The sequence below is a fragment of the Pedobacter terrae genome (assembly GCF_036946585.1).
Taxonomy (GTDB): Bacteria; Bacteroidota; Bacteroidia; order Sphingobacteriales; family Sphingobacteriaceae; genus Pedobacter; species Pedobacter terrae_C.
Genome location: NZ_JAQIIV010000003.1, coordinates 279,026 through 304,631, shown reverse-complemented (window position 1 = coordinate 304,631; position 25,606 = coordinate 279,026). Strand labels below are relative to the sequence as shown.

Annotated in this window: 27 protein-coding genes and 1 tRNA gene; 5 read left to right on the top strand and 23 right to left on the bottom strand. The window is 38.8% G+C overall.

The genetic code is table 11. The features are described from left to right. Positions 1–30: 30 nt before the first annotated feature. The gene (locus PGN18_RS06290; RefSeq protein ID WP_335318560.1) at positions 31–450 is read right to left on the bottom strand and encodes a PIN domain-containing protein; all 420 of its coding nucleotides are present in this window, start codon (positions 448–450) and stop codon (positions 31–33) included. After that, entirely contained in the window at positions 437–715 is a 279-nt protein-coding gene (locus PGN18_RS06285; protein ID WP_335318559.1) for a DUF6364 family protein, read from the bottom strand. The genes PGN18_RS06290 and PGN18_RS06285 overlap by 14 nt, the downstream gene beginning before the upstream one ends. A gap of 170 nt (positions 716–885) precedes the next feature. Between PGN18_RS06285 and PGN18_RS06280 the strand changes: the two genes are divergently transcribed. Beyond that, positions 886–1,878, top strand: a complete 993-nt coding sequence (locus PGN18_RS06280; RefSeq protein ID WP_335318558.1) for an ABC transporter ATP-binding protein — start codon at positions 886–888, stop codon at positions 1,876–1,878. A 78-nt stretch (positions 1,879–1,956) separates the two neighbouring features. Here the strand turns inward: PGN18_RS06280 and PGN18_RS06275 are convergent, their stop codons facing one another. Continuing rightward, positions 1,957–2,373: a hypothetical protein gene (locus PGN18_RS06275; RefSeq protein ID WP_335318556.1), complete on the bottom strand. Its 417-nt coding sequence runs from the start codon at positions 2,371–2,373 to the stop codon at positions 1,957–1,959. A 134-nt stretch (positions 2,374–2,507) separates the two neighbouring features. On the opposite strand from PGN18_RS06275, the gene PGN18_RS06270 reads away from it, so the two are divergent. Continuing rightward, positions 2,508–3,068: a DUF4230 domain-containing protein gene (locus tag PGN18_RS06270; RefSeq protein WP_335318555.1), complete on the top strand. Its 561-nt coding sequence runs from the start codon at positions 2,508–2,510 to the stop codon at positions 3,066–3,068. A gap of 219 nt (positions 3,069–3,287) precedes the next feature. On the opposite strand, the gene PGN18_RS06265 is transcribed toward PGN18_RS06270, so the two are convergent. The 20 genes from PGN18_RS06265 to PGN18_RS06170 all read right to left on the bottom strand — a co-directional run bounded on the left by PGN18_RS06265 (position 3,288) and on the right by PGN18_RS06170 (position 23,864). After that, positions 3,288–3,641 (bottom strand): cupin domain-containing protein, encoded by a 354-nt coding sequence (locus PGN18_RS06265; protein ID WP_335318554.1) that lies wholly within the window; start codon positions 3,639–3,641, stop codon positions 3,288–3,290. A gap of 196 nt (positions 3,642–3,837) precedes the next feature. Next, on the bottom strand, positions 3,838–5,088 hold the full coding sequence (gene ilvA, locus PGN18_RS06260; protein WP_335318553.1) for a threonine ammonia-lyase IlvA: 1,251 nt from the start codon (positions 5,086–5,088) through the stop codon (positions 3,838–3,840). A gap of 282 nt (positions 5,089–5,370) precedes the next feature. Continuing rightward, entirely contained in the window at positions 5,371–6,531 is a 1,161-nt protein-coding gene (locus tag PGN18_RS06255; protein WP_335318552.1) for a 2-isopropylmalate synthase, read from the bottom strand. 10 nt (positions 6,532–6,541) lie between these two features. Next, complete coding sequence (gene leuB / locus PGN18_RS06250; protein ID WP_335318551.1) at positions 6,542–7,633, bottom strand: 3-isopropylmalate dehydrogenase; 1,092 nt, start codon at positions 7,631–7,633, stop codon at positions 6,542–6,544. A gap of 17 nt (positions 7,634–7,650) precedes the next feature. Next, on the bottom strand, positions 7,651–9,153 hold the full coding sequence (locus PGN18_RS06245; RefSeq protein WP_335318550.1) for an ATP-binding cassette domain-containing protein: 1,503 nt from the start codon (positions 9,151–9,153) through the stop codon (positions 7,651–7,653). A gap of 146 nt (positions 9,154–9,299) precedes the next feature. Further along, positions 9,300–9,887 carry a 3-isopropylmalate dehydratase small subunit gene (leuD, locus tag PGN18_RS06240; RefSeq protein WP_335318549.1) on the bottom strand — a complete coding sequence of 196 codons (588 nt, stop codon included), beginning with the start codon at positions 9,885–9,887 and terminating at the stop codon, positions 9,300–9,302. A gap of 121 nt (positions 9,888–10,008) precedes the next feature. Next, positions 10,009–10,362, bottom strand: coding sequence for an antibiotic biosynthesis monooxygenase family protein (locus PGN18_RS06235; RefSeq protein ID WP_335318548.1), 354 nt, complete (start codon positions 10,360–10,362; stop codon positions 10,009–10,011). Between the two features lie 32 nt (positions 10,363–10,394). Next, the gene (gene leuC, locus PGN18_RS06230) at positions 10,395–11,801 is read right to left on the bottom strand and encodes a 3-isopropylmalate dehydratase large subunit (protein WP_335318547.1); all 1,407 of its coding nucleotides are present in this window, start codon (positions 11,799–11,801) and stop codon (positions 10,395–10,397) included. 90 nt (positions 11,802–11,891) lie between these two features. Further along, on the bottom strand, positions 11,892–13,373 hold the full coding sequence (ilvC, locus tag PGN18_RS06225; RefSeq protein WP_335318546.1) for a ketol-acid reductoisomerase: 1,482 nt from the start codon (positions 13,371–13,373) through the stop codon (positions 11,892–11,894). A gap of 141 nt (positions 13,374–13,514) precedes the next feature. Beyond that, the gene (locus tag PGN18_RS06220; RefSeq protein WP_335318545.1) at positions 13,515–13,976 is read right to left on the bottom strand and encodes a DinB family protein; all 462 of its coding nucleotides are present in this window, start codon (positions 13,974–13,976) and stop codon (positions 13,515–13,517) included. Between the two features lie 4 nt (positions 13,977–13,980). Beyond that, on the bottom strand, positions 13,981–14,361 hold the full coding sequence (locus tag PGN18_RS06215; RefSeq protein ID WP_335318544.1) for a glyoxalase superfamily protein: 381 nt from the start codon (positions 14,359–14,361) through the stop codon (positions 13,981–13,983). A 95-nt stretch (positions 14,362–14,456) separates the two neighbouring features. Then, positions 14,457–15,095 (bottom strand): acetolactate synthase small subunit, encoded by a 639-nt coding sequence (gene ilvN / locus PGN18_RS06210; protein ID WP_335318542.1) that lies wholly within the window; start codon positions 15,093–15,095, stop codon positions 14,457–14,459. A gap of 127 nt (positions 15,096–15,222) precedes the next feature. Continuing rightward, positions 15,223–16,974 carry a biosynthetic-type acetolactate synthase large subunit gene (ilvB, locus tag PGN18_RS06205; protein WP_442955338.1) on the bottom strand — a complete coding sequence of 584 codons (1,752 nt, stop codon included), beginning with the start codon at positions 16,972–16,974 and terminating at the stop codon, positions 15,223–15,225. Positions 16,975–16,993: 19 nt separating this feature from the next. Then, positions 16,994–17,563, bottom strand: a complete 570-nt coding sequence (locus PGN18_RS06200) for an ORF6N domain-containing protein (RefSeq protein WP_335318541.1) — start codon at positions 17,561–17,563, stop codon at positions 16,994–16,996. Positions 17,564–17,608: 45 nt separating this feature from the next. Beyond that, positions 17,609–19,291, bottom strand: a complete 1,683-nt coding sequence (gene ilvD / locus PGN18_RS06195; protein ID WP_335318540.1) for a dihydroxy-acid dehydratase — start codon at positions 19,289–19,291, stop codon at positions 17,609–17,611. Between the two features lie 285 nt (positions 19,292–19,576). Beyond that, complete coding sequence (gene ilvE, locus PGN18_RS06190) at positions 19,577–20,467, bottom strand: branched-chain-amino-acid transaminase (RefSeq protein WP_335318539.1); 891 nt, start codon at positions 20,465–20,467, stop codon at positions 19,577–19,579. A gap of 855 nt (positions 20,468–21,322) precedes the next feature. Continuing rightward, positions 21,323–21,568 (bottom strand): ATP synthase F1 subunit epsilon, encoded by a 246-nt coding sequence (gene atpC / locus PGN18_RS06185; protein ID WP_293784679.1) that lies wholly within the window; start codon positions 21,566–21,568, stop codon positions 21,323–21,325. 75 nt (positions 21,569–21,643) lie between these two features. Next, positions 21,644–23,146 carry a F0F1 ATP synthase subunit beta gene (atpD, locus tag PGN18_RS06180; RefSeq protein ID WP_335318536.1) on the bottom strand — a complete coding sequence of 501 codons (1,503 nt, stop codon included), beginning with the start codon at positions 23,144–23,146 and terminating at the stop codon, positions 21,644–21,646. Positions 23,147–23,346: 200 nt separating this feature from the next. Further along, entirely contained in the window at positions 23,347–23,649 is a 303-nt protein-coding gene (locus tag PGN18_RS06175; protein WP_335318535.1) for a hypothetical protein, read from the bottom strand. A 41-nt stretch (positions 23,650–23,690) separates the two neighbouring features. Continuing rightward, positions 23,691–23,864, bottom strand: coding sequence for a hypothetical protein (locus PGN18_RS06170; RefSeq protein ID WP_335318534.1), 174 nt, complete (start codon positions 23,862–23,864; stop codon positions 23,691–23,693). Positions 23,865–23,954: 90 nt separating this feature from the next. On the opposite strand from PGN18_RS06170, the gene PGN18_RS06165 reads away from it, so the two are divergent. From PGN18_RS06165 to PGN18_RS06155, 3 genes are all read left to right on the top strand, one after another. Next, positions 23,955–24,857 (top strand): SDR family oxidoreductase, encoded by a 903-nt coding sequence (locus PGN18_RS06165; RefSeq protein ID WP_335318533.1) that lies wholly within the window; start codon positions 23,955–23,957, stop codon positions 24,855–24,857. Positions 24,858–24,941: 84 nt separating this feature from the next. Further along, complete coding sequence (locus PGN18_RS06160; protein WP_335318532.1) at positions 24,942–25,406, top strand: redoxin domain-containing protein; 465 nt, start codon at positions 24,942–24,944, stop codon at positions 25,404–25,406. Positions 25,407–25,505: 99 nt separating this feature from the next. Further along, a tRNA-Arg gene (locus tag PGN18_RS06155) sits at positions 25,506–25,579 on the top strand. Positions 25,580–25,606 lie beyond the last annotated feature (27 nt).

The window sequence follows — 25,606 nt, the reverse complement described above, 5'->3', positions numbered from 1 at the left end:
TTTCGGTTAGGCGGAACAGGATTTTTTGTTCTATAATGTTTTTAGAAACATTTCAGGAGTGAGAACACTTAATTTACTCTTTTTATAATCTTTAATATTTCTGGTAATTATAGTACTGATTAAGCCATCCTTTTCGGCAGCAAAGTTTTGCAGCCCATCTTCAAAATCAGAAAATTCTGAATCGATGGATTGTAAGATAACTTCTTTGTTTACAATTATTACATCCAAAAATTTTAATAAATCCTTTATGCCATGTAGTATCGATTTAGGACTATGTTCTTTCCTTAATAAATAATATATATTAGCAATAGCGATTCCAGTTATAAAACCTTTTAGTTTTCCAATCTCACACAATGCTAAAACCTTTGATGAATCGTCAGAAAAAGGTTTTCTATCAAGAAAATAGTCAAGAATGATATCTGAATCTATGAATACATTATTGATTTTCATTACTTATGTATTTTTGATATCGCTCTTCTCTGATTTTATTTAATTCTTCTTCATAGTCAAAATCTGGAGACATTTTAAATGCACCTTTTAATGATTTAACTATAGGTGGGAGCTCATCATCTTTGCTCGCGACTTCTTCCTTTTTGATTACAGCTTTTAAATAATTTTCTACCACTGCAGACAAACTTCTTCCTTGCTGTTCTGCATAAGCCTTTGCCTGCTTAATAACAGACTTATCTATAGTTAATGTTAATTTGGTGTTCATATTACTTAATAATTGATGTCTCTATATGATGATATAAATATATAAACATATCCTTATACGTGCAAAAATAAAATATAACACACGTGTAATTTGCTTTCAGCTTTAGTCTTTCTGCTTTAACCTTTTACCTTCAGCCTCCAAACCCTCCACCTTTTTCTTATCTTTACCCGGTGAGCAATATCCTAATCAGTGTTAAAAATTTAACCAAGCAATATCAGGCAGAACAGGCTGGTGGCATTAAAAATGTAAGTTTCGACATTAACCGCGGCGATGTAGTTGCCATTATTGGCGAAAGCGGGAGTGGAAAGTCTACCTTACTAAAATCCATTTATGGTTTGTTAAAAACCGATGAAGGCGAAATCTATTTTGAAGATAAACGCGTTAAAGGACCAGATGAGCAGTTGATTCCTGGCCACAAGCAGATGAAAATGGTTACACAGGATTTTTCGCTTAATATTTATGCGAAAGTATACGATAATATTGCCTCCCAATTATCCAATACCGACCTGAAAACCAAAGCCGAAAAAACTTTGGCCATTATGGAACATTTACGGATTTCACCGCTCCAGAATAAGAAAATTATTGAACTAAGTGGGGGTGAGCAACAGCGTGTAGCCATCGCTAAAGCTATGGTTTCGGATACGCAGGTGTTACTTTTAGATGAGCCTTTCAGCCAGGTTGATGCTTTGCTTAAAAACCAGTTGCGTGCCGATATCAAACGTATCGCTGCAGAAACCGGTGTAACGGTAATATTGGTATCGCATGATCCTGCCGATGGTTTATTTTTAGCTGATCAGTTATTGATTTTGCGCAATGGCGAACTTTTGCAAACGGGAAAACCAGCTGAAATTTACCAGCAGCCTAAACATATTTATACTGCACAAATTTTAGGCAATGCTGTAGTTTTAACACGGGATGATGCGGAAAAAATTGGTTTAAAAACACAAAAAAATCATGTAGTTTTTTATCCTGAATGGGTAGAGATTAATAATAACTGGAGCAGTAGACGTTACGAGGTGAAAGATGTGTACTACAAAGGTTTTTATGACGAACTGTTGTTGGAAAGGAATGGCGTTAATATCCGTGCAATACAACTAAATAGGGGAGAACATCAAAAAAATGATTATGTTCAGTTAAATTTTAGTAGGCATTTAGAGTTTTAACTGTAGTTAAAAGAAAAAAAACGACCAATGTTCAGAGCTGAACATTGGTCGTTTTTTTAAACTTTAAATGCTTTTTTATTATTGAGAAGAAGTTACTATAACAACTCTTAAACCTATTGGTGCTGTAGGTTTTGTTGGTGTAAGTACATTATCTCCGGAAGTTTGAATGTCAATCGTGATTGAACCTCTTCTTACTATGTAGCTATAAGCTTGAGCATCAAATACCATTGGCAATTGTTTATATTCTGCAACGGAATTATTAGGATAAATATAAACTAATATGCCATCATTCTTGAAAGTAGCATCGTCGATTTCTGGAAAACTAATTGTCGTAGATAATCTTGTATTGTTTTCAGAATAAGTCCATTGATTTGCATTAATAACTGTTTCAATTGTTTGATTTGGAAGTCCAGTATCTGGAACAAGAACTTCTTTCTTGCATGAAGCCAGACCTAGTGTGGCAATGCAAAGCATTAGGATGGTAAATTTTTTCATGTTGATTAGTTTTTATTTGTGTGTGATTTTGATATTACAAATCTGCTGCCAAAAATGCTGCGTCCCATTTATGGATTAATTATTGTACAGTTAGCAACAGATATCCATTATAAAATTGCATTTATTTACACCATATGAAGGTCTTTTTTCGTCTCTTGCCCTGGTTAATCCTTTTGGTTGCAGCTTACTTTTTTATCGCCAAAAAGTTCAGTATCAATACCACTGTAGAAAGCAAACATCAGCTTTTGGTGGATAAAATTGAAGCTATAGGTAAATTAGAGCTGGTCAGGTACCAAATCAGCGATGTTTTGGAGCATAAGAATAAAACAGATTTTCTGCCGGAAGCCAGTGTTTTATTGATTGTTAAGGCCGAAGCGGTAGGTTGTATCGATCTCACTAAAATTGCCAAAGAAGATATTAGCATAGATGCGGACACTGCTGTAGTAAATTTACCACAGCCCGAAATCTGCTATGTAAAAATTGATCATAAAAACTCACGTGTTTACGATACCAAAATGGCTTTTTTTAGAGAGGCTAGTTTGGTAGATGAAGCCTACAAAGCCGCAGAAAGACAAATTACTGCTGAAGTTAAAAAATCGAGCATTTTAGCACAGACTAAAACCAATGCTACCACCGTGCTTAAGCCTATTATTGAGGGTTTGGGTTACAAAAATGTGAGGTTTACTTTTGAATGAGGTGAAAGGTTTGAGGTGGAAGGTAAAAGGTTTAAGGCGAAAGGTTTAGGGTAGAAGGTTCCTGGCGATCGTCACACCAGATTTCGTCATCTCGACTGAAGCAAAGCGTAATGGAAAGATCTACCTCTGGAAATCTAAGGAACATATTTCTGAAGTTTGCGTGGTATGTGAGCAGGGAAAATCTCGGAAGTCTGCATAGACCCTGAAATAAATTCAGGGTCACGTAATTAGGAAATCTTCCCTATGCGGATTAAAAATATCAACCAGTAATCCAGCTTCTAAACAAACCACGCCGTGAAAAACGTTTGATGGTGCAAAAAATACATCACCCTCGTTTAAGACCTTTTTATCATCACCCATGCTTACTTCAAAAATCCCTTTGGCAACATAACTCATCTGTAAATGCGGGTGATTGTGAATGGTACCAATGGCATCTTTCTCAAATGCTACTTTAACCAACATCAGGTTGTTATCATACGCCATGATTTTGCGCTTTACCCCATCCCCTAAATCTTCCCAGTCAATATCGCTGTCCGAAATTAAAGCTTTGTTGTTTAAGTATTTGAAATTCATTTTTTATATTTTATTTTTTACGTCACCCTGAACCGAGCCTTAGCGAGCTCACCGAAGGTAATTTATTTCAGGGTCTTTCACGCTAAAAAGATGCTGACCACGAAGTAACTACAAGGCAATTGAAAACATCATATTCACTTGTAAAATAAATTCAGCATGACGATAGTATAAAATTTTGCGGTGAGTTATTTAACCCTTAAACCAAATATTCAAATAAAGTCTGATCCTGGTTTAACTCGATAATTTCGAATTTAAAATCTTTCATACGCTGTAATAAACTGGCATAATCGTTTTTGTTGGAAAGCTCAATGCCCACCAGCGCCGGACCATTTTCCCTGTTGGTTTTTTTAATGAACTCGAAACGGGTAATATCATCCTGTGGACCTAAAACCTCATTTACGAACAACTTTAAAGCCCCTGGTCTTTGTGGGAAACGTACAATGAAATAATGTTTCAAACCTTCGAAAAGTAAAGACTTCTCTTTGATCTCCTGCATGCGCTCGATGTCATTGTTTCCACCGCTTACGACACAAACTACTGTTTTCCCCACAATCTGGTCTTTTAGCTGATCTAATGCGGCAATAGATAGTGCGCCGGCAGGTTCTACTACAATGGCATCTTCATTATATAACTTTAAAATGGTGGTACAGATTTTTCCTTCAGGGATTAGATGCATTTGATCGAGCAGTTCCTTACAATATTCGTAGGTAATGTGGCCAATCCTCTTTACGGCGGCACCATCCACAAAACGGTCTATTTCATCTAATGTATAAGGACCACCATGTTCCATAGCTGTAACCATGGATGGTGCCCCCAGTGGCTCAACACCAACCAATTTTACATCCGGTTTAACAGTTTTCAAATAAGCACTTACGCCTGATGCCAGTCCCCCGCCACCTACAGGCATTACGACCATATCTAAATCAGGCAGATCTTCAAAAATTTCTACGCCTACGGTAGCTTGTCCTTCAATTACTTTTTCATCGTCGAAAGGTGGAATAAAAGTAGCCGTTTTTTCTGCGCTATAAGCCAAAGCTTCTTTTAAACAATCGTCAAAAGTATCGCCAACTAAAATCACTTCCACATTTTCCCCTCCGAACATATAAGTTTGTTTTACTTTTTGCTTGGGCGTAATTTCCGGCATAAATATTACCCCTTTGATGCCCAGTTTTTTGCAAGAGTAAGCCACACCTTGTGCATGGTTTCCGGCACTTGCACAAACCACTCCGTTTACCAACAATTCGTGAGGCAGCGAACTGATTTTATTGTAAGCACCACGAAGTTTATAAGAGCGTACAATCTGCAAATCTTCTCTTTTTAAATAAATATTGGCATTGTAGAAAGAAGAAAGTCCGGCATTAAACTCAAGTGGGGTACGTTTTACCACGTTTTTGAGCCTTTCTGATGCTGATTTAAAATCTAACGTATGTGGTGTTGTTGTATTCATTATTATAGTATCAAGTAGAGAGATGTCAGTATCAAGACCAATATTCTCTTATTTTTTTGTAAAGCAGGGTTCAGTATTTCATCGGTTGCGGCTGCCCTGCTTTATATTTTATTCCGCTGCGCTTCATGCTCATTACATCCGATAGCTATCGGATCAGGTTTAGGTGGGCTTGGCTTGTTTTCAAATGTAAATCCTCTCCCTTCCCTTCAAAGGGGGAACAACCTAAACGTTTTTAAGGCAATTTCAGACTGCTTTTCGCTTTAGCCTTTAACCTTTCAGCTTCTAGGCTAAATGCAGCGCTACCAATTGGTTCAAATCAGTATCGTTAATGCCTTGTTTGCTATCGGCTAAAATCAAAAACTGTTTGTAAACAATATCCAGGTGTTCTTTTTCTAATTTATGCCCTAATCGCTCTAAATGGTGTTTTAAAGCATGGCGACCGCTTCTTGCTGTTAAAACGATAGTCGCATCAGGAAAACCAACATCTTCCGGTTTAATAATCTCGTAGTTTTCGCGGTTTTTTAAGAAACCATCCTGATGGATACCCGAACTGTGTGAAAATGCGTTGGCACCAACAATAGCTTTATTAGGCTGTACCGGCATATTCATCTGGTTTCTTACCGTGTGGCTGATGTCATAAAACTGGGTAGCATCAATGCTGGTATTTAAGCCCAATATTTTGTGCGTTTTTAAAATCATGACCACCTCTTCCATCGAAGTGTTGCCAGCACGTTCGCCAATGCCGTTAATGGTACACTCTACCTGGCGGGCACCATTTTGTAAGCCGGCAATAGAATTTGCTGTAGCTAAGCCTAAATCATTGTGGCAGTGCACAGAAATAATGGCTTTATCTATATTCTTTACGTTTTCTTTTAAATAGAGAATTTTAGAGCCATATTGGTCTGGCAGGCAATACCCATTGGTATCCGGAATATTTACCACTGTTGCACCAGCAGCAATTACGGCTTCAACCATTTTAGCCAAAAATTCGATATCGGCACGGCCTGCATCTTCTGCATAAAACTCCACATCCTCTACAAATTTTTTCGAATACCTCACGGCTTCTACTGCACGTTCTAAAATTTCTTCGCGGGTACTGTTAAATTTATGTTTGATGTGGAAATCAGATGAGCCGATCCCGGTGTGGATACGTGGTCTTTTGGCATAACGCAAGGCATCTGCCGCCACATCGATATCATTTTTATTTGCACGGGTTAAAGCACAGATAATCGGGTTGGTAACTGCTTTTGATAATTCGATAACGCTGTTGAAATCACCTGGGCTTGATACCGGGAAACCAGCTTCAATCACATCAACACCTAAAAGCTCTAGTGATTTTGCGATTTCTATTTTTTGGTTTGTATCTAACTGGCAGCCTGGAACCTGCTCACCGTCACGTAAAGTCGTGTCGAAAATATAAACTTTGTTTGGGTCGTGAATCATAATCTTGAGTTTAGGAGTTGATTAATTTTTGAGATAAGAATTTAAGTACCAGTTTACCCATTTCGGCGGTACCCAAAACTTTAAAACGGTTAGTACTTTGGTCGGCAATGTCGTGCGTTCTAAAGCCTTCTTTTAGTACCTGGTCAATGGTTTCAACTAATAATTTGGCTTCTTCTTTTAGTCCGAAACCAATTTCCAGCATGAGTGCTGCCGATAGGATAGAGGCTAGTGGATTGGCCAAATCTTTACTGGCAATATCGTGTGCAGAACCATGGATGGGTTCGAAGAAACCAGTGCTTTCACCAACAGAAGCTGAAGCCAGCATTCCCATTGAACCTGCAATTTGCGAAGCTTCGTCGGTTAAAATATCACCAAACAAATTGGCGGTTAATACCACGTCGAACTTTTTCGGGTTTTTAATCAGCTGCATCGCTGCATTATCGATAAACATGTGTTCTGTTTCTACATCGGGATATTGCTTGGCAATTTCCTGAACGGTTTCGCGCCATAGGCGAGAGCTTTCCAAAACGTTGGCTTTATCTACTGAACATAATCTTTTATTACGTTGTTGTGCTGCCTGATAGGCTTTGTGTGCAATACGTTCTACTTCATAGCGGTGATAAATCATCAGGTCTGAAGCCGTATTCCTATCTTCAGAACGTGTTTTCTCACCAAAGTAAACATCGCCCGTTAACTCACGGAAGAACAAAATATCGGTTCCTCTTAAAATCTCGGGTTTAATACTTGATGCCTGAAGAAGTTCATCAAATAGTAATATCGGGCGGAGGTTGGCAAATAAACCAAGTTCTTTACGGATTTTTAATAAACCTTGTTCGGGTCTAACTTTCAAACTTGGGTCGTTGTCATATTTGGCATGGCCAATAGCGCCAAAAAGGATAGCATCACTTTGTCTTGCTTTTTCTAAAGTTTCATCAGGCAGGGGTTCGCCAGTAACTTCAATAGCTGCGTGGCCCATTAAAGCTTCTTCGAACGTAAACTCATGGCCAAAAATCTCGGCAATTTTTTCTAATGCTGCTTTTCCCCAAGTGGTAACTTCGGGTCCGATACCATCTCCAGGTATTACTAAAATGTTCTTCTTCATTGTATTATATATTGTCATCATCGCGTAGTACTATGCAAAAGATTGCTTCGTGCCTCGCAATGACGAGTTTGGGTATTTAAACTTTCGACGACTTTTACCTCGCCTTTTTCTAACAATATTCTTTTTTCAATGCAGGTTGGCAGCTGCGATTCAAAATGGCCAACGTAAATTAAGGTCATCCCATTGCTGCTCAATTCATCAACCAATTGGTTAAAATGTTTTGTTTGCTGTTGGTCTAAGCCCTGGCAGGGTTCATCCAGAATTAACAGTTCGGGGTTTTTTATAATCGTTCGCGCTAACAGTACCAATCGCTGTTTACCGAGCGGAAGCGCATTTAATAATTCATTTTTGTTTTCAGTCAGGCCAAAATACGCTACGAGCTCATCCACCTGGATACTTTTAGTATAAGGCAACTGCTGGAATAAACCTACGGTATCGTAAAATCCAGAGGCGATGCTTTGCCAAACAGTAGCGCTGGGATCGAAATACCAATGAAACTCCGGCGATATTAAACCAATATGTTGTTTAATGTCCCATATGCTTTCGCCGCTTCCACGTCTGTTGCCAAATAAATAAAGTTCGTTGGCATAGGATTGTGGGTGATCGCCGTTGATCAGGCTTAATAAGGTTGACTTTCCTGAGCCATTATGCCCCTGTAAAAGCCACTTTTCTCCTGCTTTGATTTCCCAGTTAATGTTTTTTAATACCTGTTTTTCACCATAGCAGATGTTTACATTAACCATTTTTACGATATCCTGAGATTTATAAACGGGCGATTCTTTTAAAAAACCTGGAATTTCTCTTGACTGGATTTCGGTGGTGGAACTTTCAAAGGTGTCTGCTTCAACCAATTTCCCATCTCTTATTTCAACAAATGAACGTATAGAATTTGGCAATTCGGCGTCATTACTGATCAAGATTAATTGCACTCCTTCTTCAGTTGCCTGATCCAATAAAATGTTCAAATTTTTACGTGAGGCAGTATCTAAACCAGTATAAGGTTGGTCGATAATTAACAGTTGAGGTTTTAACCAAAGCGCTTTAACCAATTGCAATTTTTTATGTTCGCCACTGGATAATTCGATTAACTGCGAACTGGCAAATGTTGCAAACCCCAAAGCTTCTAAAATCGGTTCAACCTGATCGAAATGAAGGCTTTTCTCTTTGCCATAACTCACCAATTCAGCATGAACGGTTAAAGTATCATTAGCCTGTAAACTGGTATATCTTTGCTGATAATAAAAATTGGCTACACCTTCTAAATTTTTGAACTGGTACCAGCTTTCAACGTAAAGTACCTCCTGAGGTAGTTTGCTTTGCTCGTCAAAACTAATTTCTATACTTCCCTGGAAAGGGACGAGGCCGGCGATGGCTTTGGCCAAAGTTGTTTTGCCGGTTCCACTTTTGCCTACCATGGCATAGTTTTCACCAACATTCATTTTCCAATACAAATCCTTAAGTACCGGTTTGTTGCGGTAACCTAAATTTAAATCCTGTATGTAAACGAATGGTTTAAACATTATTTCTTTGTAATTTTAATTTTGGATGTCGGTGAAATTCTCTTTATTCTCCTTTCGGGATGATTACACGGATTAAGTGATTGCACCAATTTTTTTCTTTGGTCTTTGTGCTTTAGTCTTTTAGCTCCCTCGGAACTTCAACCTTTCTACCCTCTACCTTCTTCAGATTCTTCAATCAATTGTTTTTGGTTTAAGATGAAATCAATATCATCGTAACCATTTATCAGACATGATTTTTTATAAGGATTGATTTCAAAAGATTCTTGTGCACCTGTTTCCAGAATGGTAACGGTTTGATTTTCCAGATCAACTTCTAAGGCCGAATTCGGATTACTATTCACCGCTTTGAAAATTTGCGCCAAAAAATCGTCACTTACCTGGATGGGTAATAAACCATTGTTCAAAGCATTTCCTTTAAAGATATCGGCAAAAAAACTGCTGATTACGGCATCAAAGCCTGCATCCTGAATGGCCCAGGCGGCATGCTCTCGACTACTGCCACAACCAAAGTTTTTTCCTGCAACCAAAACCTGACCGCTGTAGGTAGGATTGTTCAATACAAATTCTGGTTTTGGGGTATTGTCACCATTATAACGCCAATCGCGGAATAGATTTTCACCGAAACCTTCGCGGGTAGTCGCTTTTAGAAACCTTGCAGGGATAATCTGGTCGGTATCAATGTTTTCTATGTTTAAAGGCACTACAGCCGATGTTAATTTTGTGAATTTTTTCATGTCAATTAGTATCAAGTAGGGAGTATTAAGTAGCGAGACTTAAATTCCGCTTTTTATCTTTTATCTTAAGCCATTTTGCTTAATGGTAGTAATTTTATGCCTCATGTGTTTACCTTCCGCCTTAAGCCTTACTACCTTCTACCTTGGTAAAGTGTTCAACTGTTGGAAAAGGATCGTAAAAGTGATGTAATAACTTTTTCCAATCCTGGTATGCTGCCGATCCCCTGAAACCTTCGGTATGTGCCTCCAGTGTTTCCCAGTTTACCAGCAGGATATATTTATTTTCTACCTCCATACATTTCTGAAGCTGATGCGAAAGGTAACCATCCATTGAGGAAATGATTTTTTGCGCTTTGCTAAAAGCCTTTTCAAAATCAGCCGATAACCCGGCTTTTACATTTAATATGGCAACTTCTAGAACCCCCAACCCCCTTGAGGGGGCTTTTGATTGTATATTGGCTATATCATTCTTCATCGCAATTAGGTCTCCTTCAGGGGATTTAGGGGTTAAACCTCTTCAAGCATTTCCCTTACATCGGTAATTTTTCCGGTCACTGCTGCAGCTGCGGCTGTAAGTGGACTGGCCAATAAGGTACGTGCATTTTGTCCTTGCCTACCCTCAAAGTTTCTGTTTGAAGTGGATACACAATATTTACCTGCCGGAATTTTATCTTCGTTCATTCCTAAACAGGCACTGCATCCCGGTTCGCGTAACTGGAAACCGGCGGCTTCGAAAATTTTATCCAAACCTTCGTTTTTAGCCTGTTGTTCTACCTGTTTTGATCCTGGAACAATCCAAACCGTAACATTATCCGCTTTGCGTTTATCTTTGACGAAATTGGCAACTTCACGTAAATCTTCTATGCGTGAGTTGGTACAGCTTCCAATGAAAACATAATCAACAGCTTTTCCGATCAATGATGAATCATCTTGAAAACCCATGTAATCCAAAGCTTTTTTGTAAGATACTTTTTCGGTTTCTGGTTGTGCCGTGGTTGCCGGAATATGTTCCTGAATACCCATTCCCATGCCTGGGTTGGTACCATAAGTAATCATTGGGGCAATATCTGCAGCATTGAAAGTTAAAACGCTATCAAATTTTGCATCAGCATCGCTATATAATGTTTTCCAGTAAGCTAAAGCTTTATCCCACTCTTCGCCAGCGGGAGCAAATTCTCTTCCTTTAATGTAATCGAATGTAGTTTGGTCTGGTGCAATTAATCCACCGCGTGCACCCATTTCGATACTCATGTTACAGATGGTCATGCGGGCCTCCATACTTAACGATTCGATTGCAGAACCTGCATATTCGATGAAATAACCGGTACCACCAGCAGCAGAAATCTGTGCGATGATATATAAGATAATGTCTTTTGCACCAACACCTTTTTCAAGCTCGCCGTTCACCTCAATTTTCATGGTTTTCGGTTTCGATTGCAATAAACATTGCGTAGCGAAAACCTGCTCTACCTGCGAGGTTCCGATACCAAACGCAATGGCACCGAAAGCACCGTGTGTTGAAGTATGACTATCACCGCAAACCATTGTTTTGCCTGGTAAAGTAATGCCTAATTCCGGACCGATAACATGCACAATACCTTGAAAAGGATGGCCTAAGCCATATAGTTCTATCCCAAACTCTGCACAGTTTTTTGTGAGCATATCTACCTGATAGCGCGAAAGCTCTTCTTTGATTGGCAACAATTGATTTAACGTAGGCACGTTATGATCTGCAGTGGCCACCGTCTGTTTCGGACGGAAAACAGGCAAACCTCTTTTGCGCAAGCCATCAAATGCCTGCGGAGAGGTTACCTCATGTATTAAGTGTGTATCAATGTATAAAATATCGGGAAATCCCTCTTCACTTTTTACAACGTGAGCATCCCAAATTTTTTCTACTAATGTTTTTGACATTTTACCCCCTATCCCCCTAAAAGGGGGAATTTAAAGTTTATAAATATATTTTCTAACCATCCAAAAGCCCCCATTAGGGGGATTGAGGGGTTATGCAGTTTTAATTGCTTTCATAGCAGTCATGGCTTTACGTAAAGTAGCACCAATCTGCTCTACCTGATGAGAACGGATCGCTTCGTTCACGTCGATTAGTTGTCTGTTATCTACAGCGCCATCTTTACCTTCGTTAAAATTTTTACCCACTAAATCGGTATCTACTTTCTTCATGAAATCAGCTAATAATGGTTTGCAGGCCTGATCGAAAAGATAACAGCCGTATTCAGCGGTGTCAGATATTACACGGTTCATTTCGAACAATTTCTTACGCGCAATGGTGTTGGCAATAAGAGGTGTTTCGTGTAAAGATTCGTAGTAAGCCGATTCTGGTTTAATACCTGCCTGTACCATGGTTTCGAAAGCCAATTCAACACCGGCACGAACAAAAGCAACCATTAAGGTATAGTTATCAAAATATTCCTGCTCACCGATTTTAACATCACCAGCAGGTGTTTTTTCAAATGCAGTTTCACCAGTTTCAGCTCTCCATTTCAACAGGTTTTGATCACCGTTTGCCCAATCTTCCATCATGGTACGGCTAAATTCGCCACTCATGATATCATCCTGATGTTTCTGGAACAATGGACGCATAATATCTTTCAGTTCTTCTGAAATTTCGAAGGCTTTGATTTTAGCTACATTGCTCAACCTGTCCATCATGGCAGTAATACCACCTTGTTTTAAGGCTTCAGTGATGACCTCAACACCATATTGAACCAATTTGGAAGCATAACCTGCATCGATTCCTTTTTCTACCATTTTATCGAATGATAGGATAGAACCGGTTTGTAATAAACCACAAAGGATGGTTTGCTCGCCCATTAAATCTGATTTTACCTCGGCTACGAAAGATGATCTTAACACACCAGCTCTGTGACCGCCCGTACCCACGCAGTATGCTTTAGCTTGCGCCAGGCCTTTACCTTGAGGATCATTTTCAGGGTGGACTGCAATTAAAGTAGGAACACCAAAACCACGAACATATTCTGCTCTAACCTCACTACCCGGGCATTTAGGTGCAACCATAATCACCGTTAAATCCTTACGGATCTGCATGCCTTCTTCAACGATATTAAAACCATGAGAATATAGTAAAGTGGCTCCTTCTTTCATTAAAGGCATAATAGCATTTACAACTGCTGTGTGTTGTTTATCTGGAGTAAGGTTGATTACAACATCTGCATTTGGAATTAGTTCTTCGTAAGTGCCAACGGTGAAATTATTTTCAGTCGCATTTTTCCACGAATCGCGTTTGCCTTCAATTGCTTCCTTACGTAAGGTGTAGCTTACATCTAAACCACTATCTCTTAAATTTAAACCTTGGTTTAAGCCTTGAGCGCCGCAACCTACGATTACCAGTTTTTTACCTTTTAATGCGCTAACGCCATCTAAAAATTCTGAACTGTCCATGAAGTCACAAACACCTAATTGGTTTAATTTTTCTCTAAGAGGTAATGTGTTAAAATAATTTGCCATTGTTTTTTTATTGGTTAATTTCTATTTAATTATCGTTTTATATATTCTTTTTTTCTTTCGGTTTAATTACAGTGATTGAGTGACTTTACCGATTTTTATTTTTTCTTGTCATGCTGAGCGTAGTCCAAGCATCTTTCTATTTTACAATTGTTTTTTTAACGCCCAGGCGTAGCCATAATGTACATTATCATGACCAATCGTAGTGATCAGTACTTCCTCAATACTTTTCATTTCAACATGAAAGGTAGATGTAGCGAATGGGGTGATGCTTGAAAATACGCCATTTGCATAATCTTCTTTTATCTTTTCGATGCTTTCCAAGGCGATCTTCTTCAATTCTGCAACTTCCGCTTCCGTTACGGTATAAGTTGGTTTAGTGTCTTTTTTGTAAAACTCATTAAACTTTATAGCACTTGCATCTGGCCAGATACCGGTACGGAAATAACAAAGTGTTTGTGTACTCACCACGATGTGCCCGAAATTCCAAATGATGTTGTTATTGTAACCATCGGGAATTTTATTCAATTGTTCGATCGTTAAGCCATCAACCAGCTTAATAAAAGCCGTTCTTGAGTTTATAATGAAATCGAATACCTGTTCCATTTTGTTATTGTTTTTCTGCTTCAGTTAAAGTTTGGTTAAAAGTTATTTTGTTGTAAAAAGGATCGTTTACAGTTACTGCCCAGGTTCCGTAAAATGTTTTCTCCAATCCAGGGCGGTTGTATTTATACTTTTTATCAATGATGGTTTTATGAAATTCTTTCAACCCCGTACAATCTACAAATACACTTGCACCCGGGGAACAGTCACCATGATGCTCACTTAAATGTAACTCAATTCCATTGAGCGAAATCTGCATATAAACCGGGGTGTTTTCTTCAAAAGTGTGTTCCCAGTCTATCTTAAAGCCCAGCCAGTTCACGTAGAACTCGATGGCCTTATTGTAATCGAATATTCTTAAAACTGGTATGGCTTTATTACATTTCATATTTTTAGATTAACCGCAAAGGGCGTAAAGTTCTTTCGCAAAGGTCGAAAAGTATTTTACTTTTACCTTCAGCCTTTCTACTCTCTACCTTAATACTACATGGTAAAGATCTTTTCTCCCTTATCCAAAAACTCATTTTCTACCAATTCTTCACCCGGTTCAAAGGCTTCAAATTCTTTTAACTTTTCGTGGAAACCGGCACTATCTTTAATAATGGCAACCCTTGCCGAGCGAACAAACTCGATCAATTCGTAAGGTTCCAAAGCTTTTACCAAAGCATCCGTTTCTTCCCGGTGACCGGTTACGGCGAAAACAGTATAATCTTTTCGGATGACAACTGCGCTGGCACCGTATTGCCTTAACAAACGTTCTACAGTTACCTTTTCTGCAATTTCATCTGTAGAAACTTTATAGAGTGCCAGCTCCTGCCAGATAATCTCATCGTTGGTATTAAAATAAACTTTTAATACTTCGATCTGCTTCTCAATTTGGCGGGCCAGTTTCCGTACAACTTCATAGCTCTCCTGAATTACGATGTTGAAACGGTGGATGCCATCAATTTCAGAAGGGGAGGTGTTTAAACTTTCGATGTTTATTTTCCTTTTCGAGAAAATAATCGCAATCCTGTTTAATAAACCTATGCGGTTTTCAGCATAAACCGTAATGGTGTACTCCTGCTTACCTTCGAAATCGGCTTTTGTTGTTTTATGTTCTAGTGTATTTTCAGTACTCATGATAATTTCTTATGGCAATTATTTGTTTAAATTGACTTTCTATCGCTTTAAGATTGCTTCGTGCCTCGCAATGACGATCTAGGCTGTTGGTTTTTACCTTAAACCTTACGCCTTTCTGCTTTATACTTTATTTTAGCCTGATTTCGCTTACGCTCATTCCTTGTGGCACCATAGGGAAAACATTATTTTCTCTTCCAACCATTACTTCAAGTAAGTAAGAGCCTTCGTGGTTGATCATGGTTTCCAATGCTGCTCTTAGGTTTGCACGTTCGTCAACTTTGGCTGCCTCGATGTAATAAGATTTAGCCAGTGCTACAAAATCAGGACTGGTAATGTTAACAAAAGAATAACGTTTATCATGAAATAATTGCTGCCATTGGCGAACCATCCCTAAGAAACGGTTATTCAGGATCAGAATTTTAACAGCTGCGCCAAACTGCATGATGGTACCCAGTTCCTGGGGAGTCATCTGGAAACCACCGTCACCAATAATGGCGATAACCGTTTTATCCGGCGCACCATATTTAGCACCGATTGCAGCCGGTAAACCAAAACCCATGGTTCCTAAACCGCCTGAGGTGATGTTGCTCCGGGTATTGTTAAATTTAGCATAACGACAAGCTACCATCTGATGTTGGCCAACATCGGTAACAATTACAGCATCACCACCGCATATTTCATTAATATTACGCAATACTTCCCCCATGGTCATTTCATCGCCAGTTGGGTAAAGCTCTGGAGTAATCACCTGGTCGATTTCTTCCTGGTTATATTGTCTGAATTTTGCCAACCAATCCTCGTGTTTGTTTTCGTTAACCAAGTTAGTTAATAGGGGTAGGGTTTCTTTGCAATCGCCCCAAACGCCTACTTCAGCTTTAACGTTTTTGTCAATTTCGGCAGGGTCGATGTCCAAGTGAACAATTTTAGCCTGCTTGGCATATTTATCCAAGCGACCGGTTACGCGGTCATCGAAACGCATACCAACGGCAATAATTACATCAGCCTCATTTGTTAAAACGTTTGGCCCATAATTGCCGTGCATACCCAACATACCTACGTTTAGCGGATGAGTGGTTGGGATGGCACCATCACCCATAATTGTCCAGGCAGCAGGGATACCCGCTTTTTCGATAAAGGCTTTAAATTCTTTTTCGGCCTTGCCTAAAATAACGCCCTGACCAAACAATACAAATGGTTTTTTAGCGCCATTAATTAATTCGGCAGCTTGTTCAATATATTCAACCCTAACTTTTGGTTTTGGGCGATAACTGCGGATGTGGTTACATTTTACATACTCAGGGAATTCTTCAAGCTGTATTTGTGCATTTTTAGTAATGTCGATCAACACCGGGCCTGGTCTGCCACTTTTAGCAATGTAAAAAGCTTTGGCCAATACTTCCTGGATCTCTTTGGCATCTGTAACCTGGTAGTTCCATTTGGTAACTGGAGTGGTAATATTAATCACATCGGTTTCCTGGAAAGCATCCGTTCCCAATAAGTGAGCAAACACCTGACCGGTAATACATACTAAGGGTGTACTATCTATTTGTGCATCTGCCAAACCGGTAACCAGGTTGGTTGCGCCCGGTCCGCTGGTTGCGAAACAAACACCAACTTTGCCGCTTGCTCTAGCAAACCCTTGCGCGGCATGGATACCGCCTTGTTCATGGCGAACCAGTATATGTTCTAATTTATCGGCATAATCGTAAAGAGCGTCATAAATTGGCATGATTGCTCCTCCCGGATAACCAAAAATGGTGGTAACACCTTCTTCAATTAATCCATTCAACAACACCTGAGAGCCTGTACCTTTAAATAAGGTTTTTGAGGTTTCTGCTTTCGCCCCGGTTTGTTGCATTGTTTCTTGTGCAGTTTCCATAGTTATGTTTTTGCAGTTCTTATTCTTTAATTTTAAACCCTATTCTTTCTCTGTCTTTCCACTTTAGCTGAGCAATTTTCTCGTCAATTAGGTTTTCCATGGCATCATAAAGTTCATTGAGCTGAACATCATGTTCACCAATCCGTTCTTTAATTTCCGTTAATTGTTCGTTAATGTTGCTCTGTTTCAGCAATATTTTACGCACATCAACAAAAGCCCTCATAATGGCGATGTTCATGTTAATGGCCTTATCGCTATTGACAACTCCACTTAACATAGCTACCCCTTGTTCTGTAAAGGCATAAGGTGTTACTCCCACATTTCTTTTATTTTGACTTACCATCAAAATTTTTGGGGAGCCATCAGCCTTTTCTAAAGATGCGGTCACAAATTGTGACCGGATACTTTCCCATTCAACTGGAGTGAGCCGAAACATAAAATCGTCCGGAAAACGCTTGATGTTACGTTTTACTGACTGATTAAGTGCTTTCGTTTCCACTTCATAGAGTGCTGCCAGATCGAAATCCAACATTACCCTTTCTCCCCGGATTTCATAAATCCTGTTCTGAATACTTTTAATTATTTGCATAATCTGTTTTTTTAGTAATCAATTGATCCAGGGATGATTTTTGATTTAATATTCGTCGGTTACGCAACCACTTGCTGCGTCTGCAACCGTTTTAGCATATTTATATAAAACGCCTTTTGTAACTTTCAGGGCGGGTTGTACATATTTTTTTCTACGTTCAGCAATTACCTCTTCGCTCACCTGCAGGTTGATGATGTTATTTACCGCATCAATTAAAATCGGGTCTTCATCTTCAACCAGGCCGATTAAACCGCCTTTGTAAGATTCAGGTGTGATGTGCCCAACCACAAAACCATGTGTGCCACCAGAGAAACGGCCATCGGTAATTAAAGCAACCGATTTACCTAAACCGGCGCCGATAATGGCTGAAGTTGGTTTCAACATTTCTGGCATGCCCGGAGCACCAACCGGACCTGAATTCTTGATTACGATGACATCGCCAGGTTTTACGCGACCGCTCGAGATACCGGCAATTAAATCGTGTTCGCCATCGAAAACGCGCGCCGGACCTTCAAATTTTTCGCCTTCTTTACCACTGATTTTTGCCACTGAACCTTTTTCGGCCAGATTTCCGTAAAGAATCTGCAAGTGACCGGTTGCTTTGATGGGTTCGCTTAATTTTTGAACGATTTTTTGGTCATAATCCATAATCGATTTCACATCAGCTAGATTTTCAGCCACTGTTTTACCAGTAACGGTTAAGCAATCGCCATGGAGTAAGCCTTCATTTAACAGATATTTCAATACCGCAGGGATACCGCCATATTGGTGTAAATCCTGCATCAGGTATTTTCCGCTAGGTTTAAAATCGGCAAGTACCGGTGTTATATCGCTCATGCGCTGGAAATCATCTTGTGTAATTTCTACTCCGATGGCTTTACCCATGGCAATAAAGTGCAATACGGCATTAGTACTTCCACCTAATATAATGATTGAACGAATGGCATTTTCGAATGCTTTTCGCGTCATGATATCTGATGGTTTGATATCTTTTTCTAATAATATTTTGATGTATTTACCCGCATCTAAACATTCTTGTTTTTTCTCCGGACTTATAGCTGGGTTTGAAGAAGAGTAAGGTAAGCTCATGCCCAAAGCCTCTATGGCTGATGCCATGGTATTAGCGGTATACATCCCGCCACATGCGCCTGCACCAGGGCAAGTATGTTTGATGATGCCCTGATAATCTTCGTCGGAAAGATTACCGCAGATTTTTTGCCCTAACGCTTCGAATGCAGAAACAATATTCAATTCTTTACCTTTATAATGGCCTGGGGCAATAGTTCCACCATAAACCATAATAGATGGGCGATCTAAACGTGCCATGGCCATAATAGCACCTGGCATATTTTTATCGCAGCCTGGTATGGCAATTACACCGTCGTAGTATTGTCCGCCGCAAATGGTTTCGATACTATCTGCAATAACATCCCGGCTAACCAATGAGTAACGCATACCATCAGTGCCATTGCTCATTCCATCACTTACCCCAATGGTATTAAAAACCAAGCCCACTAAATCATTTTTCCAGACCCCTGCTTTGACCTCTTTTGCAAGGTCGTTTAAGTGCATGTTGCAGGTGTTGCCATCGTAGCCCATACTTGCAATACCGACCTGTGCTTTAGCCATATCAGCATCGGTTAAACCGATTCCGTAAAGCATAGCCTGGGCAGCCGGTTGTGTTGGATCTTGTGTAAATGTTTTACTGTACTTGTTTAATTCGCTCATTGTTTAAAATGTATATTCTGGTTCTGTTAGTTGTAATATTTTAAGGCAAAAAAAAACCGCCTCTTTTAGGAGGCGGTTTCGATAAGGGTATATTTTAAATTATACGCAACGATTTCCACCTCTTTTTATAGAAATGACAATAATAAGGTTGCTAATAATGTTTGTATTTGTATTCATGTCGTTGACTGAATTACAAACATACTAACTTCTTTAAAAATGCAAAGAACTATTTTACTGTATTTCTCTTATTTTTGACTTCGGACTCCCTGACTTACCGACCTCTAACTATATGATCACTTCGTAGTTTACTTTTTCAAGCACCAGGTTTTTATAGGCACGTTGTATCGTATAACCAATAGATTCTCTCCATAATGGGCGATAAACGATATCATCGATAGAGGCAATGCCTGCTATTTCGGTTGCTGTTCCACATAAAAAAGCACTATCGGCATTTTTAAGGTCTTCTATGGTGAGTTTTCTCTCCACACATTCAATATCCAAAGCATTGCACAATTCTTTGACAGTTGCTCTGGTAATACCGGGTAAAATATTGCCTGGCGATGGGGTATATAATTTGCCATCTTTCTCCAGGAAAATATTTGCGCCAGAAGCTTCAGCAACAAAGCCGTGCATATCTAAAAGTAAAGCTTCGTCATAACCTTTAATATTTGCTGCTGTTGTAGCTAAAATGGAATTGACATAGTTTCCACTCAATTTCGCTTCCATTGGAACCGATTTTGGATTTGGTCTTTCATAATCGGAAACAGTTAATTTTAACAATTTGTTACCTGAATAGGCATCCCATTCCCACGCGCATATTAAAATCGAAACGCCATTTGGTTCATTTAATTTCATGTTAGGGTGGCAAAACACCAAGGGGCGGATGTAAGCATCTTTCAGCTTGTTTAGCTGAAGCAATTTATATGTCGCCGCAATTAACTCCTGTTTATCCCATGGAAAAGGAATATTTGCCAACTGGCAGGAACGCTCCAGGCGGTCGAAATGGGCTGCAGCCTTGAAAATGCGGTTACCATTGTGCGTTTTATAGGCTCTAATGCCCTCGAAAGCGGCATAACCGTAATGTAGTGATTGCCCGTAAAGATCAGTGCTGCTGTTTACAGCCTTTTCAAAAGCGCCGTCAAGGTAAATAATCGTATTAGAATTGTAGTATTTCATAATACTGTGTTTTGTTATTTAAAAAAAGCGTCCCGTTTGTATCGGGACGCTTTAAGTATATTTAGTTTTTTAAAATCTATTTAAACTGCGTCCGCTTCTTGCCTAAAATATTTAGGAGTAGGAGATTAAGTAAAATGACAGGAAATAACACCACACTAACAACTGTTGCAGCTAAGGCTTTTAGGTTAAAGGTGTGATTTTCAATCGCCATGATTATCTTATTGTTTATAAAACCAATTTAGTTTTTGGTTCATTAATATGCAAGAGAAATTAAAAAAAAGTTAATTAAAAATATTATTCTTTAATTTGTTTCTATGTCGGAATATTATTCTTTTTTGTGATTGAATTAGTTATTTAATGTCGATTGATGTAGACTAAATATCAAAACGGTATACGGTCTATTTATTATGCTTGCATTATAAATTTTCTATTTTTCTGCTTAAAATGCACTAAACCGCACTAAAATTGAAAATTTTTAAGGTATTTTAGTGAAGAAATTATTAAGAAAATCATAATAATAACTTAGTAAGCAACTGGGATTTTATATGTCTGAAATTTATCGGAAAATAGTTAAATCACTTACCTGCAGACACTAGAGCGCTGAAACCGCGAAATATAAAGAATACTGATTTTAATATGGATACTTTGGCTAGTGTATTTGTTGGATTTTACTTCTAGGGCTATTAATCTGAAGGATGCTGAAACAAGTTCAGTATGACGGTTATCTTTTAAAATACTTAAATCAACTATTTATTTAACAGATAACCGAACTCAAATTAAAAAATGGGATACAATGAAAAAAGCATTCTGATTTTTAAATCAGAATGCTTTTTTTAAATGAGTTAACAATTTTACCTAAGCGATACCTTCGGCTAAAACCACCACTTTATTGTGGATAGCCTCAACTACACCGCCTTTGATAAAAAAGCGTTGCTCGTCAGCTTTGTTTGCTTTAATAATAACTTCTCCATCTTCCAAAGTTGAGATGATAGCGGCGTGGTCTCTTAAAATCTGAAAAGAACCTAAAGTACCAGGAACCGTAACAGCTGTTACTTCACCTTCGAAAACTTTTTTATCTGGAGTTAATATTTCTAAATTCATTTTTTTTTAGTTTGGCGTAGCGCGTGGGGCGTGGGGCGTTTAAAAACGCTTAGCACCTAACGCTTAGCGCGTTTCTTAGTTCGCTTCTGCTAATAATTTTTTACCTTTTTCGATGGCATCTTCAATGCTACCAACTAAGTTAAATGCAGCTTCAGGGTACTCATCAACTTCACCATCCATGATCATGTTAAAACCTTTAATGGTATCTTTAATGTCAACCAACACGCCTTTTAAGCCTGTAAACTGCTCGGCAACGTGGAAAGGTTGAGATAAGAAACGTTGTACACGACGTGCTCTTGATACCACTAATTTATCTTCTTCAGATAATTCGTCCATACCTAGAATCGCGATAATATCCTGTAATTCTTTATAACGTTGTAAGGTTTCTTTAACACGTTGTGCAGTGTTATAGTGCTCATCACCTAAAACCGCTGGAGAAAGGATACGTGAAGTAGAATCCAATGGATCTACCGCCGGGTAAATACCTAACTCTGCAATTTTACGCGAAAGCACGGTAGTTGCATCTAAGTGGGCAAAAGTAGTTGCCGGAGCCGGGTCAGTTAAATCATCAGCTGGTACATATACCGCCTGTACTGATGTAATTGATCCACGTTTTGTTGAAGTAATACGCTCTTGCATTAAACCCATCTCAGTTGCTAACGTTGGCTGGTAACCTACCGCTGATGGCATACGACCTAATAAAGCCGATACCTCAGAACCTGCCTGGGTAAAACGGAAGATGTTATCAACGAAGAAAAGAATATCTTTTCCAGCGCCTTCACCATCACCATCACGGAAATATTCCGCAACAGTTAATCCTGATAAAGCTACACGTGCACGTGCACCAGGAGGCTCGTTCATTTGACCGAAAACCAATGTTGCTTTAGATTCTTTTAATTTTTCAGTATCAACTGAATTCAGATCCCATCCACCTTTTTCCATTGAGTGTAAGAATTCGTCACCATAGTTGATTACGCCTGACTCGATAAACTCACGTAGTAAATCGTTACCTTCACGGGTACGCTCACCAACACCTGCAAATACTGATAAACCAGCATAAGCTTTAGCGATGTTGTTAACCAACTCCATAATCAATACCGTTTTACCTACACCAGCACCACCGAACAAACCGATTTTACCGCCTTTTGCATAAGGTTCTAATAAATCGATTACTTTGATACCTGTAAAAAGCACCTCAGTTTCAGTAGATAAATCTTCGAACTTAGGAGGGGTTGCATGGATAGGACGACCATCTGTTTTATCAACCGTGTTGATACCGTCAATCGCTTCTCCAACTACATTAAATAAACGACCTTTAATCTGGTCGCCAACTGGCATTTTAATCGCAGCGCCAGTATCAACTACTTGCATACCACGAACCAAACCATCGGTAGAATCCATCGAAATTGCACGTACACGGTCTTCACCTAAGTGCTGTTGAACTTCTAAAACGATTTTTTGTCCATTTTCTTTCGTTATCTCTAACGCATCAAAAATTTTAGGTAGATGGGCATCATCAGCAAAGCTAACGTCAACCACAGGGCCGATAATTTGTGCTATTTTTCCTAAGTTAGGCATATCTGTTGTGAGTAAATTTATTACAGTCAATGAATTAAAGCTGTTTATAGGGGCTCCAATTCGGTTGGCAAAGTTAAGTTATTCTTGCTGAATTTTAAATATATATTATAAAATTTTTTAACACAGTAAATCTGACCAGATTTTGCTGAAAAATTCGTTTAAAAACCTTTCAATTTCAAATCGTTAATGGCTATGCAATATTAAAAAGTGTAACCCAGTCCAATGCCTATGGTTAATAGGGTTTCGTCACCTGTGATCAGCAGTGCACCTGTTCTGTACATCAATCCTCCGGTCTGTTTTTGGTGTCTAAAGCCAGCCCTTATCATCACCTGGGTATTAACGGCTTTATTTTCAAAATTATAATCATATCCGTTAATGGTAAGTAATTGTCCTGAAAAACCATTTAACGGTTTTAATATGGATAAACCGATACCTGTTTCGAAGAAATTTTTAGATGTGCTGATTTTACTTAAGAGCAGGTTTGCCTCCAGTGGGAAAATCAAGACATCTCTAAGGGTTGAAAAACCAACTCTGGGTACAATTTTTATTTGATTGCTAATTGAAATATCCTATCATAATTAATCGAGTATACACCGCCATTTCCGAGGAGTTCGGCATAAATGCTGTTTTTTTTGAGGTAAGGTTTAGTTAATGTTGAATCCTGGGCAATGGCTTTAAGGCTAAACAGAAATAATAGAGCAGTTAAAATAGGTTTCATCGTTATATTTGGTTCTTGATTAGTTTGAAATTTTTGGCATAAACCTATTACAATTAGTCGTAAGTGACAAATATTAATTGAATATAAAGAATGAAAAGAATACTGGTTACCGGTAGCAATGGGCTATTAGGACAAAAAATAACAGAGAAAGTACTGGCCGAAGGGCGGGTAAAGCTAATCGCGACTTCAGTAGGGGTTAACCGTTATCCTGTTAAAGAAGGATATTCGTATGCTGAAATGGATATCTTAAATCCTGAACAGGTAAAAGTAGTTATTGAAAAATATCGCCCTGATGCGGTTATCCATACTGCTGCAATGACGAATGTAGATACCTGTGAGGAAAATAAGGCGCTTTGCCATCGGTTAAATGTTGATGCTGTCGCAACCTTGTTGTCTATATGCGAGGAAAAAAATATTCAGTTGATCCATTTGAGTACCGATTTTGTTTTTGATGGAAAAAACGGACCATATCAAGAGGAAGATGTGGTAAATCCGGTTAGTTATTATGGGAAATCGAAAGTGATGGCGGAAGAGCTGATCAAAAAATCAAAAGCAAATTATGCCATTTTAAGAACCATACTGGTATATGGCATTAGCCATGACATGAGCCGGAGCAATATTGTGCTGTGGGCTAAGGGTGCATTAGAAAAAGCATCACCCATTAATGTAGTGAATGATCAGTGGCGCATGCCAACCCTGGCCGAAGATTTAGCCGAGGCCTGCCTGTTGGCTGTAGAGCAGGATGCGAGGGGGATATACCACATATCAGGTAAAGATTACATGAGCATTGCCGATTTAGTGAGAAAAGTTGCCGACTATTGGAAACTTGATCATTCGTTTATTAATGAAATCAGCTCTGCGAGTTTAAATCAAACGGCTAAACGGCCTATCAGAACAGGATTTGTGCTAGATAAGGCCGTTAAAGATTTAGGCTACAATCCGCATTCTTTTGAGGAAGGATTGTTAATTTTGGAACAACAGATGGCGCGGTAGTCCTGAGTCGGTAGCCTTAAGTCGGTAGTCTTAACCTCTTTAAACAAAAAAATACTTTACGTTATACCCTAAATAAAAAATACAATGGCATTACAAGTTGGCGATACCGCCCCAGATTTTAAATTATACAGTTCTGATTTAACAGAAGTTTCACTTTCCGCCTTTAAAGGCAAAAAAGTAATTATTCACTTTTTTCCGATGGCTTTTACTGGAACATGTACCGAACAATTATGTACCATGCGAGATAATTTCAGCTATTACGAAGGAATAGATGCGCAGGTAATCGGTATCTCTGTAGATTCTCCTTTTTCGTTAGGCAAATTTAAAGAAGAACAAAGTTACCAGTTCCCATTATTATCTGATTTTAACAAACAAGTATCGGCAGGATATGGTGCTTTTTATGATGAATTTGTGTTTGGATTAAAAGGTGTTTCTAAAAGAGCAGCCTTTGTAATCGATGAAGAAGGCAAAATTGTTTATGCCGAAGTTTTGGAAAATGCAAAGGATTTGCCTGATTTCAAAGCAATTAATGATGTTTTAAAGGTTTAAGGGAAAATTTTCAAAGAATTATTTTGAGATTTTTTTAAAATTTAGTTGGAAATTAAAATATCAAATTATACCTTTGCAGTCCGTTAACGATACGGAAATGCATTCGTAGCTCAATTGGATAGAGCATCTCACTACGGATGAGAAGGTTTGGGGTTCGAATCCCTACGAGTGCACAGAGAAGCCTTAGAGAAATCTAAGGC